Here is a 15,565-nt window from a genome sequence, read left to right on the forward strand (position 1 = left end):
GGGCTGAAATCGGCCAGAAGCAGACGTTCACAACGGCCTGTTTTTTTCAAATTGGCGTCTACGAAACCAGGGTCCACTCACTTCAAGCCTCGAACCAAAAACAAACAGAATCAGGCTGACCCTGCCTGGCCTTCAGCCTCTCAGGTTTCGCGGCATTCGGTTATGGATCAGCCTCTTTACCAAGCATGAGCATGCACTAAAATCATTCTCACGGGATCTGAACACGCCTCATCATGGAAATGTCATCACTTATGGAAAATAAACTAGTTTCCAAGACAGCGGTCGTCACCGGCGCGGCTCAAGGCATAGGTGCCGCCATTGCAAAGCTCTTTGTGCAAGAAGGTTGCTTCGTTTACATCACTGATATTAACGACGACCTTGGTAATGCGTTTGCAGGTTCGCTGGGTGATCGCGCCTGTTTTATACGTCTGGATGTCCGGCGTGAAGAGGATTGGCAACGATTGGCCGCGCAGATTTCAAATCAAGGCCGGAGTTGGAATATTCTCGTGAATAACGCGGGCATCACCGGATTCGAGAATGGCACTAAGCAGCATGACCCTGAAAATGCAAAGCTGGAAGATTGGCGTTCGGTGCATGAAACCAATCTCGACGGTGTATTCCTCGGATGCAAATACGCCATTCGCTCGATGCGCCAGTCAGGAGCCGGTTCCATCGTCAACATTTCCTCTCGCTCAGGCCTGGTTGGAATTCCAGGTGCCGCAGCGTACGCGTCGTCCAAAGCTGCCGTTCGCAATCACACTAAAACGGTGGCGCTTTACTGCGCCGAGCAAGGACTGAGCGTTAGATGCAACTCAATTCATCCGGCGGCCATCCTTACCCCCATGTGGGAACCCATGTTAGGTAGCGATGCCGGTCGTGAAGAGCGAATGGCCGCGCTGGTTCGAGACACTCCGCTCAGACGATTCGGAATGCCTGAAGAAGTGGCCGCTCTGGCCTTGTTGCTCGCGTCGGACGACGCCACTTACATCACGGGTAGTGAGTTCAACATTGATGGCGGTCTATTGGCTGGGACGACTGCGACTCCGGCAGTCCTGGACGACAGCGAAACCTAGGGCATTAAGATCGCGCCTGCGAAAGACAGTTTTTGGTCGATTACTGCCTATCGTGAAGGACAGCTTTCGACCGGATTCTGTTAAAAACAATGGTAATTTCAGGCTGGAAGAAGTCGACCTTGGCCCTCACTTCAGAACCTGTTCATCACGTTGCGTGGCTTCAGGCTCTGCGTTGATCGTTGCAGCTTGGTTGATAGGTTAATGTGAGTTTTTTGCTGGTAGCGGGCTTATCTATCCCGTGTTCGGCGGACCTTGTGAGGTCAGTTTCGCCAGTAGCCTTAGATTCTGTACCGCAGCCGCCAAAGTGAATTCGTCGGTTGCACCGGTCATTCCTCCTAGTCGCAACCGATCCAGTTTCCGGACTAGCTTGATGTGAGCGAACAACATCTCGACCTTCTTGCGTTCGTGGCGAGAGCACACGCATTGAGGTGTCTTTGCGATGCGGCACGCGACATCGCACGCCGCTTCATGGACGCTGCGTGCGTTTTTTCGAGACGATGTGTTCGGGCAGCAGCGATCTTTCATTGAGCATGTAGCGCAGTCGGTTTGCCGGGATCTAAAGATGATGTTGTCGGCTTTCGTGACATGTGAGCGCCGGCCGTCGACACAATGTTGCCGCACGCCAGGCAGGAGACCTGATTTTCCAACAGAATCGGCCATTTTCATCCGGCCGCCACAGCCAGAACTCGGCCCAACGCGGCCGGTCAATCAAGGGATGGACTGAACAACTGTTCAAGTGAAAAGCAATGGCATCAGGTCGGATGCGTTTGGGTCTATAGTCTCGTCTCTCGAACATGGGAAGAATTTGAAATGAACGTGTCGTCTTCGACCTCGCCGCCAAGGTATGTCGCCCTGCTGGGCTATGGCGGCTTGCTGCCGTTTATGGGGCTCGCGCTGCTTATCCTTACTTATCCAGAATATCGACCGCTTTGGGCTGCGGCATTGGTCAACTATGGCGCTGTGATCCTGAGTTTCATTGGCGCCTTGCACTGGGGCTTCGCCATGTCAGTACAAGGCATGAGTGCCAGACTGCGCCGCGACCGGTTTATATGGAGCGTGATCCCGGCTCTTATTGCCTGGCTCAGCACATTACTGCCCATGCCATTGGGTTGCTCGCTGTTGATCGTCGGATTCGTTGTCCACTTCTGGCAAGACAGACAGTGGGTCAGGGTTGTGAGCCTGCACGCCTGGTACCTGCCAATGCGATTACGCCTGACAACGGTGGCTAGCGTTTGCCTGCTTATAGGTGCAATCGCTGTAGCAATGTATTCGTGACATTGAATCGCGCAGCAGGAAATGTTCATGGGCAAGTTCACAGCGGTCACAAGGCTGAGCCGTCGGTAAAAGAGCTCGACCGCACCTGACCGGCCGGGAACACACCATCCCTTGTGGGAGGCGGCTTGCCGGCGATGCGATCTACCAGCCAACCTTGCAATGACTCGCCTGACGCCATCGCCGGCAAGCCGCCTTCCACCGTTTCGGGTTCGCCGCAGCAACGATGCCGCCAGGAAAATCAGGGGCTCGGTTTACTGGGCCTTGCTCTGGATCATGCTCCGGTTGATGGGGTTGCGGCGATTATGGAGCGGGGGCGTGGCGTGCACGTCAGACCTGCCCCAGGATGGCGGTCACGGCATTGATGATCCGTTGCACTTGGGCATCGCTCAATGCCGGGCTCAACGGCAGGCTGACGGTGCGCTGGCCAATGGCGCTGGCGTGGGGCGTGTCCTCGGGTCGCCAGCCCAGGTGATCCTGATAGTAAGGGTGCGCGGGCAGCGCCAGATAGTGAACACCGACCCCGATCCCGACGGCGGTCATGCGCCTGATAAAAACGTCACGGCTGACGGGGCTGTGGGTGGCGTCGATCTGCAACGTAAACAGGTGATAGGCGTGGCGCACGTAGCCGGGTGGCTCGGCGGGCAGAATAACCGGCAAATCCGCTAACGCTTCGCGGTAGCGATTCCAGATGGTTTTCCGACGCTCCCAGCCATCGTTGACCCGCGCAAGCTGGTGCACGCCAATCGCCGCTTGCATGTCCATCATGTTGTATTTGAAACCGGCCTCGACCACTTGGTAGTGTTCGTAGCCTTCATCCGAGAAGCGTTTCCAGGCATCGCGGGTCATGCCGTGCAAGGCCAACATCCGCATGCGCCGGGCCTGTGCGATGTTGCGGGACAACACCATGCCGCCCTCGCCGGTTGTGATATTTTTCGTGGCATAGAAACTGAAACAACCAAAATCGCCCAGCGTGCCCGTAGCCCTTCCGCGATAGGTGGCTTCTACAGCATGCGCGCAGTCCTCGATCACGGTTAAACGATGGTCGCGAGCGATCGCAAGAATCTCGTCCATGGCGCAAGGCAGCCCGGCGAAGTGCACCGGCATCAGCGCCTTGGTGCGCGGCGTGATGCGCGCGGCAATGCCAGACGGATCGATGTTCATGGTCTGCGGGTCCACGTCCACCAGTACCGGGGTGGCGCCGGTGTGCAAAATCGCGTTAGCGGTCGCGCAGAACGTCAGTGGGGTAGTCAAGACCTCGTCACCCGGACCGACTCCCGCTGCCAGCAGGCTGAGGTGCAACGCGGCCGTGCATGAGTTGACCGCCACAGTCTGCTCGGCGTCCATCCCTTTGAACGCGGCGAAGCGCTCTTCGAATTCCTTGACCTTGGGGCCAGTGCCCAGCCATCCGGAACGCATCGTCGTGATGACATCGAGGATCTCTTCCTCGCCGATGTCAGGTGCGCCAAAGACGATAAAATCCTGGCTCATGAGGTCATCCCCAGACGATCTCTGATCGCCGTTGTGGACAACAGCGGGCGCTCCAGCAGATGCGCCTGAGCGATGACCCGCTCGATCAGTCGTGTGTTGCTGGCCAGAACCGTCCGTTGCTGGTCGAACCAGAGATTGTCTTCAAGCCCCACGCGTACCCCATCGGCGGCAAGCAGGCCCAGCCCGTTGGCGGCCAGCTGGAAGCGGCCAAGTCCGGCCACACCGACGATGCAGTCGTGAGGCAAGGCCGCCAGAATTGCCGCGAGTTGTAGAAGATCCGCTTGCGCACCGGCGACGTTGCCCAACAGCACGTTGACGTACAGCGGTGGCTTGAGCAGGCCTTCTTTGAGCAGCACCGCGGCGAAGTTGGCCATGCCTGCGTCGAACACTTCAAGCTCCGGCTTGATGCCGTTTGCCGCCATGCGTTCTGCGAGCTGGCGGATAGTATCCGGGGCGTTGACGCTGGCCGACTGCGCGAAGTTGAGCGAACTCAAGGTGAGGCTGGCCATGTCCGGTTTGGCCAAGCCATCCAGTTCCAGCACGCGCGAGCGCGACTGGAAACCAGCGTCCTGGCGCCCGCTGGTGGTCACCCCGACGATCAATTCCCGACCGCCCGGCAAGGCACGAATAGCCTCCACCAAACGGCCGTACGGCGCGGGGTCAGCGGTCTGTATGCCCGCATCGTCACGAGCGTGCAAGTGCACCATCTGCACGCCCAGCGCCAAGGCTTGGGCGACATCGGCCAGGATTTCTTCATGATGTAATGGCACGTGGCTGTTCATAGCCTTGGTCGGCATTACGCCAGTGCACGCCAGATTGATGAAATACGGCTTGCCGACCTGCATTCAGCCTCCGCACGCTTGCAGCGCGGTCTTGGACGCTTTTCGCGCCGGGTTGCCGACGTACAGGCCGTCGGCGTCGGTGTCTTTGAGCACCACCGCCCCGGCACCGACGAAGGTGCGTTCGGCGATGCGAATGCGATCGCGTAATACGGCGCCGACGCCGATGAACGCCTGCTCGCCGACCTGCCCTTCACCGCCCATGGCGACCTCGGCGGCCACGAAAGCGTGATCGGCAACCTGGCAGTGGTGGGAAATGTGCGCGCCACTGCGGATGATGCAATTGCTGCCAATGCGCGCGAACGGCTGGATGATCGCGTGTTCGTAAATCAACACGTTTTCGCCAATGTCCAGGTCCGGCCAGACACTGGCGCGGCTCGACACGTAGCTGACGAAATCGTAGCCCCTGCGCTTTGCCGCCTCGAAACGTTCACGACGCACGCCGTTGATCTGTTGGTAGCCCATGGGAATCAGCAAACGGTAATCACTGGGAGGGTAGTACGCTTCCAGGTGTTCGAAGGAAACCAGCGGCAGGCCTTCAAACGTAGGGCTGGTGATGTACGCCTGGTCGACGGTAAAGGCTGCGACTTGCCACGGCGTGTCGTGGCACAGGCAGTACCAGGCCAGGCTCGCGGAGCGCAGGTTGCCGAACACCACCACCGGACGGGTATCGTCCAGCGCGGTCTGATAAAAGTTACTCACAGGTCAGCCCTCGACGTTGCTGGAAGGAAACACTCGCCGCGTAGCAGGCGTCGATCAAGCCTTGGGTGGCGGCGGCACTTGAAAAATCCAGGCGCTCGAAGAAACGCTCTTTGAGCGCGGCACCGGCCTGGCTGCGCACCTCGGGTCGGGCGATCCAGTCTTCCAGCGTGGCAAAGTACTGATCGATGCCTTGCGCTGCAAATGGCCCCAGTTTGTCCCCGGCATCACCATCGCACAACGCCGCCACCGCCACGCCTTGCTCCATGGCCATTGCCACGGCGCCGCCACCGCCCACCCGCGGCGGGTTCACAAAGATATCGCTCGCTGCCAGCCAGGCCTGCACCTGGGCTTGCGGAACGACGCGGTAGATCCTGGCATGGCGCGGCAAGCTGTGCATGGCAACGTTCTCGCCCACACCGACCAGCAGCCAGTGCGTATCGGGGTGACGATCAACCAGCGCAAGCATGCGCGCTTGCCACTCAGCGGTCAGTTCGACTTCGAGGCGATAACCGACAGAAATCAGCACAGTCGCGCCCGCGGGCAGGTTCAGCGAGGTAAGAGGCACCGCAGCGGCTTGCCCTACCGGCCAGAAACGGTAGGTGAACGGGTACGCAACAGGCGCCGGCAAGCCTTGCCAGCATGCCGCATCGGCTTGGGGATCCGCGCAAAGCCAGCAGTCGACCGGTGCCAGCGGAGGCAGGGCATGCACTGACAGGCCTAGCACCGGGTAGCGCTCATAGAGGCTGTGCACGAGGGGCGATATAAACCCGACAAACAGCACCACATCCGGGGCAAATGCATCGATGGCGTCCGACACCGATTGCAAGCGCCCATGCAGCGATAAATCCGGATTGGGCAAGGTGATCGGCGCCTCGCCTGCACGTTTGAGCTGCAAGGTCTGCGGCTGCGCGGCGACCGGAACCACGTATTCGTTGCCGCCGAGGTAGCTGCCGATCGCCGGTATAGCGTTTTCCTGGGCGGTGAAGGTATGAATGTCGACAGATGCCTGGGCCAGTGCGCTCATCACATTAAGGGTGAACAGCGTGCCCCCGTGGTTGGGGTTGGCGATGTGCGGGGTATAAAGCGCAATGCGCAGGCGTCGGGTGCCAGGGCGTGCTATGGGCCTGGCGGGAACAAGGCGTTGCGGTACGGCCAGTTGTGCGGCGATGAGACGTTGCAGGCGCAGTACATCGACATTGCGCAGGCGGTCGATCATCTGCGTACGGTCGCTCGCTCGCGCCAAGGCGTTGTGCCAGGCCAGCCCCAGCAGGCTCATCAAGGCATCGGCAGGCCAGCTCGCGTCAGCTTGCGCGCCTTGCCGGGCATACCAGAGCGGGTCTTTGGTCAAATCGGCAAGTACCGAACACCGCAACCATTCTGCCTGGCCAGTTTCGACTTCAAGCGCCGTAATGCGCTGGACCATCTGCGCCCGCGCATCGCCTGACAACTCACCGACGTATTTGCACAGCCGTTGCCACAGCAGGGACGAATGCGCTGCACGCTTAACGGTTTCCAATGCATCCAGTGCCAACGTCAGTTCCATGGTGCCTAAAGCCTTAGTGCCGCGAAGGAAGGGTGCAGACGACGCAGTGTACAAGGCTGCCCCGGCGACCTTTCAAGTCTTTTTAAGCGGCCAATCCTGGCGCTTGAAAATATTTGGCTGATCCATCCAGTCTGGCCTGTTGGGCCAACGAGGTCGCTGCGGCGGATGGCAGCTTCGCCACAGTGGTTGTTGGATTCTCGGCATCTGCGCAATTCAGGTCGCTATACGGCTCGATGAGTGCCGACCAGGTGATCAGCGAGCTACGCCAACCTGTTCAATCGCCAACCGCACGCCCCACGCCTGGCCACTGCAGCAACAACTGGACGACGGCGTCGTGCATCAGCCGCACATTGTGCTGTTCGGTGAGCAAACCAGCGACGCCACGACCCGGATGCCGCGACACTGGGTGAAGGCAGCACACATCGTCCAGGACTCCTCGGCCAGCACGACCCTCGCGATAAGACGACAGCGTGATCAAATTCTCAGACCTGGTCGATCTGACCAACACAGTCGCCATCAGCGAGATAGTGGCGTCAGGCCATGTCGCAGATATTCCGCAGGCCTTGTAATAGAGCGCCTGCGTGTCACTGAGCTCGATGACTGGAGAAGCCGCTGCCCGCAAAAGCATTGGTTTTACTGGTCTTGGAGCTGATAAAAATTATTTTTCACACAAGATATTTCTCGAATCTCATGCTAGAAGTAGCGTATCAATCGAGCATTCCGCGACGTTGTGATGGAGTCTTAACGATGGCTGCTTCAGCGTATTTTGATCAGATTCAACAAATCTACCTTGCTTACCTCGGACGTCCGGCTGACCCCGACGGTCTGGACTACTGGGCCAACCAGGTAGATGCCGAAGGCGGCAGTCTCGCCGGGGTCATCGGCGGGTTTTCGGCGTCGGCAGAATCCGCTGCGCTGTACGGCCAACTGACCACTGATCAGGTGATCACCGCTATCTACGCCAACCTGTTCAATCGTCAACCTGACGCTGCCGGTCTGGCTTACTGGAAGCAGCAACTGGACGACGGCGCAGTGCCCCAGGCACAAGCCGCCCAGGCCATCCTGTTTGGCGCCCTGACGAGCGACGTCACGGCGGTGGCCAACAAGCTGACAGTCGCCAAAGCCTTTACAGCGCAGGTCGATACCTCCGCAGAGCTCAGCGGCTACGGTGGCAGCGCCTCCCTGGACTACGCCCGCTCGTTCCTTAAAACCGTTGGCGCAGATGCCGCTTCGTTACAAGCGGCGACCAACAGCCTGAGCACCGCCGTGGCCATCGCCACCGGCACCCAGACCACACCAAGCGGCCAAACCTTCACCCTGACTGCTGGCGTTGACACCATCAGCGGCACGGCCTCGGCTGACACCATTCGCTCCACGCTGAATGGCGCCTTTTCCTCCGGTGACTCGATCAATGGCGGCGGTGGCAACGACACGCTGCTGGTGACTGGCGCGTCGCAGATAGTGACCTCAGGCATCACCGTCACCAATGTCGAGACAGCCTCTCTCACCACCGGCGGTACGCTGACCGTCGACACGACCACGTGGACCGGCCTGACCCACCTGACGACCTCCAGCCAAGGCTACGCCACCGTTACAGCGGGCAGCAGCACGGTGATCAATGCCACTGTGGAGAACATGGCCAATACGAGCCTGACGTTCCAGGGTGGATCGGATGTGACCGTCAACGCCCGTGGGCCAAGTGGCGCAGAAATTCTAATAGGCAACGTTATCGCCCCGACGGGTGCCGTAGACGTCACCCACATCGCTATCGACACGACTCCGATGGGTACGATCAGTGTGGCCGGTGGCACCACTGTCCATGTGACCCAGGGCGCTGAAAACGCAGTCAACACCACCGCCCGCCTTGGCAGCGTCTACGTGCAGGGCAGCGCCGATACCACCTCGGTGATCGTCGACAATGCCGCTGCCGTCACGGCAAGCGCGCTCGTCGCAGGTATCACCAAGGCAGACGTGCGGATCAGCGATGACTCACAGGGGGCCAATACTCCAGGCACGATCACGAACATCACGATTAACAACTACACGTCTGCCTTTATCGCAGACAACGCCTTGACCAACCTGACCCTCAAGGGCGGTTCAGGCAACATCATCATTGATAACAGCGGACTGAACACCCCGACCAACACCACCCTCAACCTCTCCATCAATGGTCTTACCGGCGGCACGCTGGACGACACCGACATCTACCAGACACTGAACATCACCACCACGGGCACAGCGTCCACGCTGGCCAATAACACCTTTGGCGGCCTTCAGCATCTGACGCTCAACGGCACTCAGGTATTGACCCTGAACTCCACGGCGGGCTTGTCGGCCATTCAAGACGTGACAGTCAGCGGCGCAGCAGGGCTGACTGCCAGCTTCAACTCTTCGACGCTGTCAAAGATCGACGCAAGCTCGACCAGCGGTAATATGACCATTGGCATCAACGGCGCCTCAGGAGCTATCGACTACAAAGGCGGCTCAGGTGTCGACACGCTCACCATCGGCAGTGGTTCAGGGACGATCAGCACTGGGGCGGGCAATGACATTGTCAACGTGGGGGCTATCAACGCTCCGCTGAACATTGATGTTGGCACAGGCACCGACCGGATCAACCTGACCGCTGCGTCCACCTCAGCAACGGCAATTGCCAAAGTCACCGGGCTGGGTAATGGCGACATTATCAGCTTCGCCGGGGCGTTGGGCGGCGCAACGGGTGTTTCAACGCAGACGAGTTTGTCCGGGCCAGTGACGACGCAAGCCTCCCTCCAGGAGTATCTGGATGCCGCTACGGCTGGGGATGGCAGCGGGAACACAGTACTCAGTTGGTTCCAGTACTCGGGTAATACTTACATCGTCCAAGACAGCTCAGCCAGCGCCACCTTCTCGGCAGGTCATGACAGCGTGATCGAATTGACGGGGCAGCAAACGCTAACTGGGGCCTCCATTGCCAGTGGTATTGTGACGCTACCCACCTTGCCTGCATAACTCCCGTTGCAGCATCGGCGTATCGAGATAACCGGTATCGCCGACCGAAAGAAAAAACCGCTGCTCAAACAGGCAGCGGTTTTTTTATGTCTCACCCAGGACATGTGGGCTGCCCGCCGGCAAACCAGTGGGTGGATGTACTCCAACGGCTAATCCGTTTTCATACGCAAACGAATTCCGGACAACGCCGGTATCGCTCCTTTCAATCTCTACAGAGTAGGCTCCGCACGCAATGTTCCCGCATTTTGGACGGCTGTAAATAATGACAAATTTACTCGGCAACGCGGCGTTTCTCGCTGCGCTACTTCTGGTCGATTACGATCTGCCACGCATGACAAGCTGAGTAGGCGCGCCGCTATTGATCAAGCCGGAATTCGACCGTTGCGCCTAAGGCCTCCAGCTTGTCGCGCAATGGGCGCAGTTGACGTCTTGTGCCACTCCCGGCCTTGAGTTCAGACGCGTCGGCAAGTCTCAGTACTTCCTTCAATGACAACTCGCTCCCTTTGCTGACTAGCTGAACGACCTTGAGCTTATGGAGACCCAAGGCAATAACGATCAATTCGCCGCTTTCATAATCAGCCGGATCATAGGCACTGATTTCGGGTGTCAATTGCTCCAGGTGCTCTGCTTCCTGACGCGCGTCGATTACTTCCCGCCAGTACTGATGCGCAGAGCCGATCTCGGCCATGATCAAGCGATTGAATTGGGCGGCGTCATGATTCACTTCTGCCAATGCTTCCAGCAAACGGCGAAAAACCATAAGGCTCGGTGCTATCTGTATTGCGTCCCACCGACCTGCTCCATGGACTGCGGTATAGACGGGATAGCCGCTTGGAGCTTCGGTCGCGGCAATAAAAACCGGGTCATCCAGGCCAGTCATTGCAAGGACATACCAGTCGGGATTCCATTCGCCTTCAGTTTGGGATACCAGGCTTTCGCCGGTATTCCCGTGGGTCCGGAAGCCAGCCTGAAAATCATCAAGACGATCCAGTTTGGCATAGTGCGTGGGTAAAAGAAGATCACCCACAACGATGCCATTGATAAGAAACTGTCGGATGTCTTCGTGGGCCAAATTCATACGTCGATAGGTCTCCCTATGGGGGGCTCGTGCACACTAGCGGCATAAGCATCTCCCGGCAATCATCGGTCTTAGCCTATAGTTGCCTGAGTCAGGTGTCGCTCAAGCACATGGAGTGGGTGGCATCGTCATGATCTATTCGCATAAAGCCACATTGCAGATAAAACGCGTCGCCCGCGCAGGTATCGGTGGCCAGACGCACGTTTTGAAAGCGCAGCGCTGCGTGCGCAACAAGCGCCTTTACCAGCGTCTGCCCCACGTGATGCCCTCTTGACGAAGCCCTGACGTAAACGCGTCGTAGCCTTGCCGTGTTCGTGTTGACGTACGGATCAACTGAAAGGCCTCCTATGCCTATGAGTTGCTGGTCTAAATACGCCGCTATAAGACATTCGCCGGGAGCATCGAAACGATTAGCCCCTGAGTGCCACTCGTCAATGAGGCGGGTAATAAACCTGAAACCCTCCCCAATCGCCTCTTTCTCTAGCACAAGAATTTGCGCGGGGAGATGGGTGATGTGTCGAATGTCTACTTGGCTCATGTATTGCCCTGGATTTGGTGAATGCAATAAGTCACCAGACAATGGGGGTGTCGTCCCAGGCCCAGAAAGTCCCGCTGTCGGCCGCCCCATGTCCGCCCACCAACTCAAGAATGCGTTCCGCCGAAAAAGCCGGTTCGAACAGTTGCCCATCAGGCACGTTCGCCTGGAAAGGCTGAGACAGCTCCGTGTCAGTGGTGCCTGGGTGTATCGCCAGGACAGTGGAGGCAGGATTCAAGCGTTTCAGCTCGATACTGGCCGTGTGCAGCAACTGGTTGAGCGCCGCTTTGCTGGCTCTGTAGCTGTACCAGCCACCCAATCGGTTGTCGCCAATAGAGCCAACCCTCGCGGAGAGCGCCGCGAAAGTAGAGGGTTGTTTGCGTAACAACGGGAGTAAGTGTTTAAGCAACAGAATCGGAGCAAAAGTATTGGTTGCAAAACTCGCTTGCAGGCTCGCCAGCGTCAGTTGTGCCAGACCCTTTTCTGCTTTTGCGCCGTCCTGATGAAGAATGCCTAGCGCACTGATGACCAGATTCAGATGAGCACATCCTTTAAGCGTTTCGCTCACCAGTGCTTCGAGGGATTGCTCATTGCGCGCATCGCAGTCCACTCGTTTCAAGCGTTGGCCGTATTGCTCTCCAAGCTTTGCCAGTTCTGTGGAAGTGCTGGCTTTTCGCGCGACGGCCCATACCTGAGCTACGTCGTCGCGAGCAAGCAAGGCAGCGCACAGCGCCAGGCCGATACCTCGGCTGGCTCCGCCGATCAGCACGTGAGCTTCGCTGTTCAGTTCGGGTATCAAACTCATAAGGCACCTTGAGGAGCATGGCTGAAGTGTTTTTATGACTTCGGAACAAGGCATGACGTTCAGGTGGACGACTTGTGACAAACGCACCTGACGAAAACGGCCTTAGGCTGAAGGCTCACCTTGGCGCTGAGCGATAGTCGGCCAACTCAAACGCTGCCCTCACGTTCGATAACCAGAATCCGTGCTTCTCCACGAGGATGCGCAACATGTTCACATCCAACCCCTGCGAAAAACACGTCGCCCACCTCCAGGGTCACGACGCGCTCGATGCCTGATTCGCGATAATGCATATCTACGCTACCGTCGAGGACGGCAAATACTTCCTCACCGTCGTTGACATGCCACTTGTAGGGCTGGTCGGTCCAGTGCAGGCGCACGGTAGTTCCATCCATGTTGGCGATGTCATCAGCTCCCCAGGCGCGAGTGGCGGTGAAGTCTTTGCTACGGATAACTCTCATTGATCGCGGTTCTCAGACAGGTCGTAATGTCTGCCAATCTATCAGAACCTTTGCCCTCCTCACTGCTGACCGAAAAGAAGGCTGAACTGACGGGCCGTTGTTTGAAGGAAGCGAACTATCGCCAACGGCGGGTTTCAAGTTCACCCCATCGTACGATCAGCGGTTCAAAACATGGAGCGCTCGCCAGGATGCCTTTGCTTGATTGTCTGACAGAGACTTAGCAATGGTTTCAGAACTGTGGCGTCTGAGTCGCGAGGGGCGTTCGTTCTAGCATGCGCACCCGTAATTGGCGCAGGCAATCCGGTAACACTGAGCGATTGACTCTCCTGTCAGGGGCAGGCTTTACCCTCAGGGCTTCATGTTCAGGAATAAGTGATGATGAGCAAACGCGTTCTTGTGATATTGGGCCATCCTTCAGACGAGAGTTTCTGCGGTGCACTGACCGGCTGTTATGTCGAGGCAGCCAGACGTGCCGGCCATGACGTACGGGTTTTACGACTCGATTCCTTAAACTTCGACCCGCTGCTACGCGCAGGTTACAGGGTGCCTCAGCCACTGGAACCCGACCTGATCAAGGCACAGGCAGACATCACCTGGGCCGAACACCTGGCATTTATCTACCCCATTTGGTGGGGCGGTATTCCGGCCTTGATGAAAGGTTTTTTCGACCGGGTCTTCCTGCCCGGTTACGCTTTTCAGTACCGGCCAGGCAAAGCCTTCCCGGAGCAACTGCTGAAAGGCCGAACGGCGCATCTGCTGGTCACGATGGACACACCACCCTGGTACTACCGGTGGGTCTATCGTATGCCTGGCCTTCATCAGGTGCGCAAGAACACGTTGCAGTTCTGCGGTATCAAACCGCTGAACACGCTGATGTTCGGGCCATTACTGGGCTCCAGTTCACGGCAGCGGGATGCCTGGCTCAAACAGGCTGAAGGCATCGCCAGCCGCTGACCAGGGACCGGGTTTCCCGATCCGGTAGCGCTATGCAAAAATGCGCAATACCCATGTAAAAAGGACGTTCATGTACATCGGCAAAGCCGCCCAGCTGTCGGGCACTACGGTCAAGACCATCCGTCATTATGAAAAGATCGGCCTGTTGCCGCCCCCCGAACGCCAAGGGACCTATCGCGTTTATACCCAGCAAAGCGTTGAACTGTTGACGTTCATCAAATGCGCGCAGCAGCTAGGTTTCAAGCTTAAGGAAATGCACACGATTCTTAAGGGCCATCGGGGATTTGATTTGCCGTGGGAGTTAGCGGGCAAGGCCATTGCCGATAAGAAGCTGGAAGTGATGGGGCAGATCAATGGGTTGCAGCAGATATATGCCGGACTTGAGGCATTTGAAGCGAGCCTTGAAGGTGCCAGCTATCAGTGCGGGGGCGAGCGTTTATCCTGACCGCAACAACTGCACATTTAGACGCAGAAACGTCTACGAAATGCTGGCGATTCACAACTTGGCGATGGGTGGCCCCGTTGCTCTCGGTCGACAGGTGACACCGTTATTGAGTGGGGCAGTCATGCTTGCTGCGCGAGCGGAAGGTGACTTCACTGAACGCTTGCGGTGGGATACCCTCCAGATATGACCCAGGCTGTGGTCTCATAAGCAACCGACTTTTTCCGATTGATCTTAAGACTCAAGTGCCCCGAACAGCCGGGCTAGCGACACCAAAAACCAGAGAGGCGCACTTGGACTACCTAGCCGCACTGACCGCTTTCGTAGAGTCTGCCAATGGGAACAGCTTCTCCAAAGCAGCAGGGCGTTTGGGGATCAAAGCTTCTACGGTTTCGCGTTACATCAAAGATCTAGAGCAAGATCTCGGCATTGCACTTTTCAATCGATCAACACGAAAACTCGCATTGACGGAGGGTGGGCAAACGTTCTTGTACCACGCCCAAAAAGTCCTCTTTGAATTGTCAGAAGCCAGGGCGGCAACGTCCGCCCTCAATCAAAATCCCCGAGGGAGATTGAAGGTTAGTCTTCCTCCTGCTTTTGCACGTCATCATATACTCCCTCTAGTAGGCGAGTTTATCGAGCGTTACCCAGACATCACACTGGATCTCAGTCTTGATGAGTCACAAGTCGATCTGATCGCCAATGGAATCGACCTTGCGATTCGAATTGGCAAGTTGGCCAACTCCAATCTCAAGGCGAGAAAGCTGGCTGAGGTAAAGACTTTCCTATGTGTGAGTCCAGAGTTTGCCACTCGTTATCCTCAACCGGATTGCCCTGATCAACTGCCCGTCGACATGATGATCATCGGGCGTGAGTGCCCAGAGGTGTTGATATGGGCCAACGACAACGAGCAGGTTGCGTTGCCCGTTGATCCTGTACTTTGGATAAATGACCTTGACGCTCAGCTAATGGCGGTGAGCAGCGGGTTGGGAATGGCATTGCTCCCAGACTGGCTTGCTAGCGCCGGTTTGCGCGATGGTCGACTGGTGCGTTGGCTGCCTGATTGGGAGGTCAAGGGCTCACAGGAGTCTGGCGCCGTCTGGTTTGTATATCCCCCGAAGCGAATCGTTTCTTCGAAGGTGCGATGCTTCATCGATTTCATTGCTGATCGCGTGGTTGACCGGCCTGTATGGCAGTGATGATTCCCGGTATGAGCCAGTCATACCGGGAGTCCATTTAGCTGTAACCGTCCGGCAAAGTCACCTATCAAATCGATTTGAGTTAAACCTAGGGAATCTCCGAACAAGTCCCAAGATGTGATGAAATACGCCTGACCACCTGATCCGAGCCGCCCATGAGCCAGATGAGCTTTTCCGATTTCG

At 57.5% G+C, this 15,565-nt stretch carries 14 protein-coding genes and 1 pseudogene; 6 read left to right on the forward strand and 9 right to left on the reverse strand.

Annotation, left to right across the window (positions count from 1 at the left end):
* Nucleotides 1-251 precede the first annotated feature (251 nt).
* Nucleotides 252-1,073, forward strand: coding sequence for an SDR family oxidoreductase (locus tag BUB69_RS20100; protein WP_073169768.1), 822 nt, complete (start codon nt 252-254; stop codon nt 1,071-1,073).
* A gap of 231 nt (nt 1,074-1,304) precedes the next feature.
* Here the strand turns inward: BUB69_RS20100 and BUB69_RS20105 are convergent.
* Nucleotides 1,305-1,670: pseudogene (locus BUB69_RS20105) on the reverse strand (transposase); the annotation flags it as partial.
* 213 nt (nt 1,671-1,883) lie between these two features.
* Between BUB69_RS20105 and BUB69_RS20110 the strand changes: the two are divergent.
* The gene (locus BUB69_RS20110) at nt 1,884-2,348 is read left to right on the forward strand and encodes a DUF3429 domain-containing protein (protein WP_073169770.1); all 465 of its coding nucleotides are present in this window, start codon (nt 1,884-1,886) and stop codon (nt 2,346-2,348) included.
* A 327-nt stretch (nt 2,349-2,675) separates the two neighbouring features.
* Here BUB69_RS20110 and BUB69_RS20115 read toward each other — a convergent pair whose 3' ends face one another.
* From BUB69_RS20115 to BUB69_RS20130, 4 genes are read right to left on the reverse strand one after another with little or no spacing between them, the layout of a single operon-like run.
* Nucleotides 2,676-3,836, reverse strand: coding sequence for a DegT/DnrJ/EryC1/StrS family aminotransferase (locus BUB69_RS20115; RefSeq protein WP_073169772.1), 1,161 nt, complete (start codon nt 3,834-3,836; stop codon nt 2,676-2,678).
* Complete coding sequence (locus BUB69_RS20120; RefSeq protein ID WP_073169774.1) at nt 3,833-4,681, reverse strand: beta-keto acid cleavage family enzyme; 849 nt, start codon at nt 4,679-4,681, stop codon at nt 3,833-3,835. The genes BUB69_RS20115 and BUB69_RS20120 overlap by 4 nt, the downstream gene beginning before the upstream one ends.
* Nucleotides 4,682-5,377, reverse strand: coding sequence for an acetyltransferase (locus BUB69_RS20125; protein ID WP_084537137.1), 696 nt, complete (start codon nt 5,375-5,377; stop codon nt 4,682-4,684).
* Complete coding sequence (locus BUB69_RS20130) at nt 5,370-6,920, reverse strand: glycosyltransferase family protein (RefSeq protein WP_073169776.1); 1,551 nt, start codon at nt 6,918-6,920, stop codon at nt 5,370-5,372. Before BUB69_RS20130 ends, BUB69_RS20125 begins: the two co-directional genes overlap by 8 nt.
* A 747-nt stretch (nt 6,921-7,667) precedes the next feature.
* Between BUB69_RS20130 and BUB69_RS20135 the strand changes: the two genes are divergently transcribed.
* Nucleotides 7,668-9,911: a DUF4214 domain-containing protein gene (locus tag BUB69_RS20135; protein ID WP_073169777.1), complete on the forward strand. Its 2,244-nt coding sequence runs from the start codon at nt 7,668-7,670 to the stop codon at nt 9,909-9,911.
* 355 nt (nt 9,912-10,266) lie between these two features.
* Here the strand turns inward: BUB69_RS20135 and BUB69_RS20140 are convergent, their stop codons facing one another.
* The 4 genes from BUB69_RS20140 to BUB69_RS20155 all read right to left on the reverse strand — a co-directional run bounded on the left by BUB69_RS20140 (nt 10,267) and on the right by BUB69_RS20155 (nt 12,787).
* Entirely contained in the window at nt 10,267-10,989 is a 723-nt protein-coding gene (locus BUB69_RS20140; protein WP_084537139.1) for a hypothetical protein, read from the reverse strand.
* Nucleotides 10,990-11,080: 91 nt separating this feature from the next.
* Entirely contained in the window at nt 11,081-11,527 is a 447-nt protein-coding gene (locus BUB69_RS20145; protein WP_073169779.1) for a GNAT family N-acetyltransferase, read from the reverse strand.
* A 31-nt stretch (nt 11,528-11,558) separates the two neighbouring features.
* Nucleotides 11,559-12,329 (reverse strand): SDR family NAD(P)-dependent oxidoreductase, encoded by a 771-nt coding sequence (locus BUB69_RS20150; RefSeq protein WP_073169781.1) that lies wholly within the window; start codon nt 12,327-12,329, stop codon nt 11,559-11,561.
* 146 nt (nt 12,330-12,475) lie between these two features.
* Nucleotides 12,476-12,787 carry a cupin domain-containing protein gene (locus BUB69_RS20155; protein WP_073169783.1) on the reverse strand — a complete coding sequence of 104 codons (312 nt, stop codon included), beginning with the start codon at nt 12,785-12,787 and terminating at the stop codon, nt 12,476-12,478.
* Nucleotides 12,788-13,162: 375 nt separating this feature from the next.
* On the opposite strand from BUB69_RS20155, the gene BUB69_RS20160 reads away from it, so the two are divergent.
* The 3 genes from BUB69_RS20160 to BUB69_RS20170 all read left to right on the forward strand — a co-directional run bounded on the left by BUB69_RS20160 (nt 13,163) and on the right by BUB69_RS20170 (nt 15,382).
* Nucleotides 13,163-13,741 carry an NAD(P)H-dependent oxidoreductase gene (locus tag BUB69_RS20160; protein ID WP_073169785.1) on the forward strand — a complete coding sequence of 193 codons (579 nt, stop codon included), beginning with the start codon at nt 13,163-13,165 and terminating at the stop codon, nt 13,739-13,741.
* A gap of 70 nt (nt 13,742-13,811) precedes the next feature.
* Nucleotides 13,812-14,186 carry a MerR family transcriptional regulator gene (locus tag BUB69_RS20165; protein ID WP_073169787.1) on the forward strand — a complete coding sequence of 125 codons (375 nt, stop codon included), beginning with the start codon at nt 13,812-13,814 and terminating at the stop codon, nt 14,184-14,186.
* Nucleotides 14,187-14,476: 290 nt separating this feature from the next.
* Nucleotides 14,477-15,382 carry a LysR family transcriptional regulator gene (locus BUB69_RS20170; protein ID WP_073169789.1) on the forward strand — a complete coding sequence of 302 codons (906 nt, stop codon included), beginning with the start codon at nt 14,477-14,479 and terminating at the stop codon, nt 15,380-15,382.
* Nucleotides 15,383-15,565 lie beyond the last annotated feature (183 nt).

It is taken from the genome of Pseudomonas asturiensis, from assembly GCF_900143095.1.
GTDB lineage: Bacteria > Pseudomonadota > Gammaproteobacteria > Pseudomonadales > Pseudomonadaceae > Aquipseudomonas > Aquipseudomonas asturiensis.

What these genes read in the sequence shown, in the direction of transcription:
- BUB69_RS20130 (WP_073169776.1), bottom strand. Translation starts at nt 6,920, where the DNA reads ATGGAACTGACGTTGGCACTGGATGCATTGGAAACCGTTAAGCGTGCA.
- BUB69_RS20145 (WP_073169779.1), bottom strand. Translation starts at nt 11,527, where the DNA reads ATGAGCCAAGTAGACATTCGACACATCACCCATCTCCCCGCGCAAATT.
- BUB69_RS20155 (WP_073169783.1), bottom strand. Translation starts at nt 12,787, where the DNA reads ATGAGAGTTATCCGTAGCAAAGACTTCACCGCCACTCGCGCCTGGGGA.
- BUB69_RS20160 (WP_073169785.1), top strand. Translation starts at nt 13,163, where the DNA reads ATGATGAGCAAACGCGTTCTTGTGATATTGGGCCATCCTTCAGACGAG.
- BUB69_RS20165 (WP_073169787.1), top strand. Translation starts at nt 13,812, where the DNA reads ATGTACATCGGCAAAGCCGCCCAGCTGTCGGGCACTACGGTCAAGACC.
- BUB69_RS20140 (WP_084537139.1), bottom strand. Translation starts at nt 10,989, where the DNA reads ATGAATTTGGCCCACGAAGACATCCGACAGTTTCTTATCAATGGCATC.
- BUB69_RS20115 (WP_073169772.1), bottom strand. Translation starts at nt 3,836, where the DNA reads ATGAGCCAGGATTTTATCGTCTTTGGCGCACCTGACATCGGCGAGGAA.
- BUB69_RS20150 (WP_073169781.1), bottom strand. Translation starts at nt 12,329, where the DNA reads ATGAGTTTGATACCCGAACTGAACAGCGAAGCTCACGTGCTGATCGGC.
- BUB69_RS20120 (WP_073169774.1), bottom strand. Translation starts at nt 4,681, where the DNA reads ATGCAGGTCGGCAAGCCGTATTTCATCAATCTGGCGTGCACTGGCGTA.
- BUB69_RS20110 (WP_073169770.1), top strand. Translation starts at nt 1,884, where the DNA reads ATGAACGTGTCGTCTTCGACCTCGCCGCCAAGGTATGTCGCCCTGCTG.
- BUB69_RS20100 (WP_073169768.1), top strand. Translation starts at nt 252, where the DNA reads ATGGAAAATAAACTAGTTTCCAAGACAGCGGTCGTCACCGGCGCGGCT.
- BUB69_RS20135 (WP_073169777.1), top strand. Translation starts at nt 7,668, where the DNA reads ATGGCTGCTTCAGCGTATTTTGATCAGATTCAACAAATCTACCTTGCT.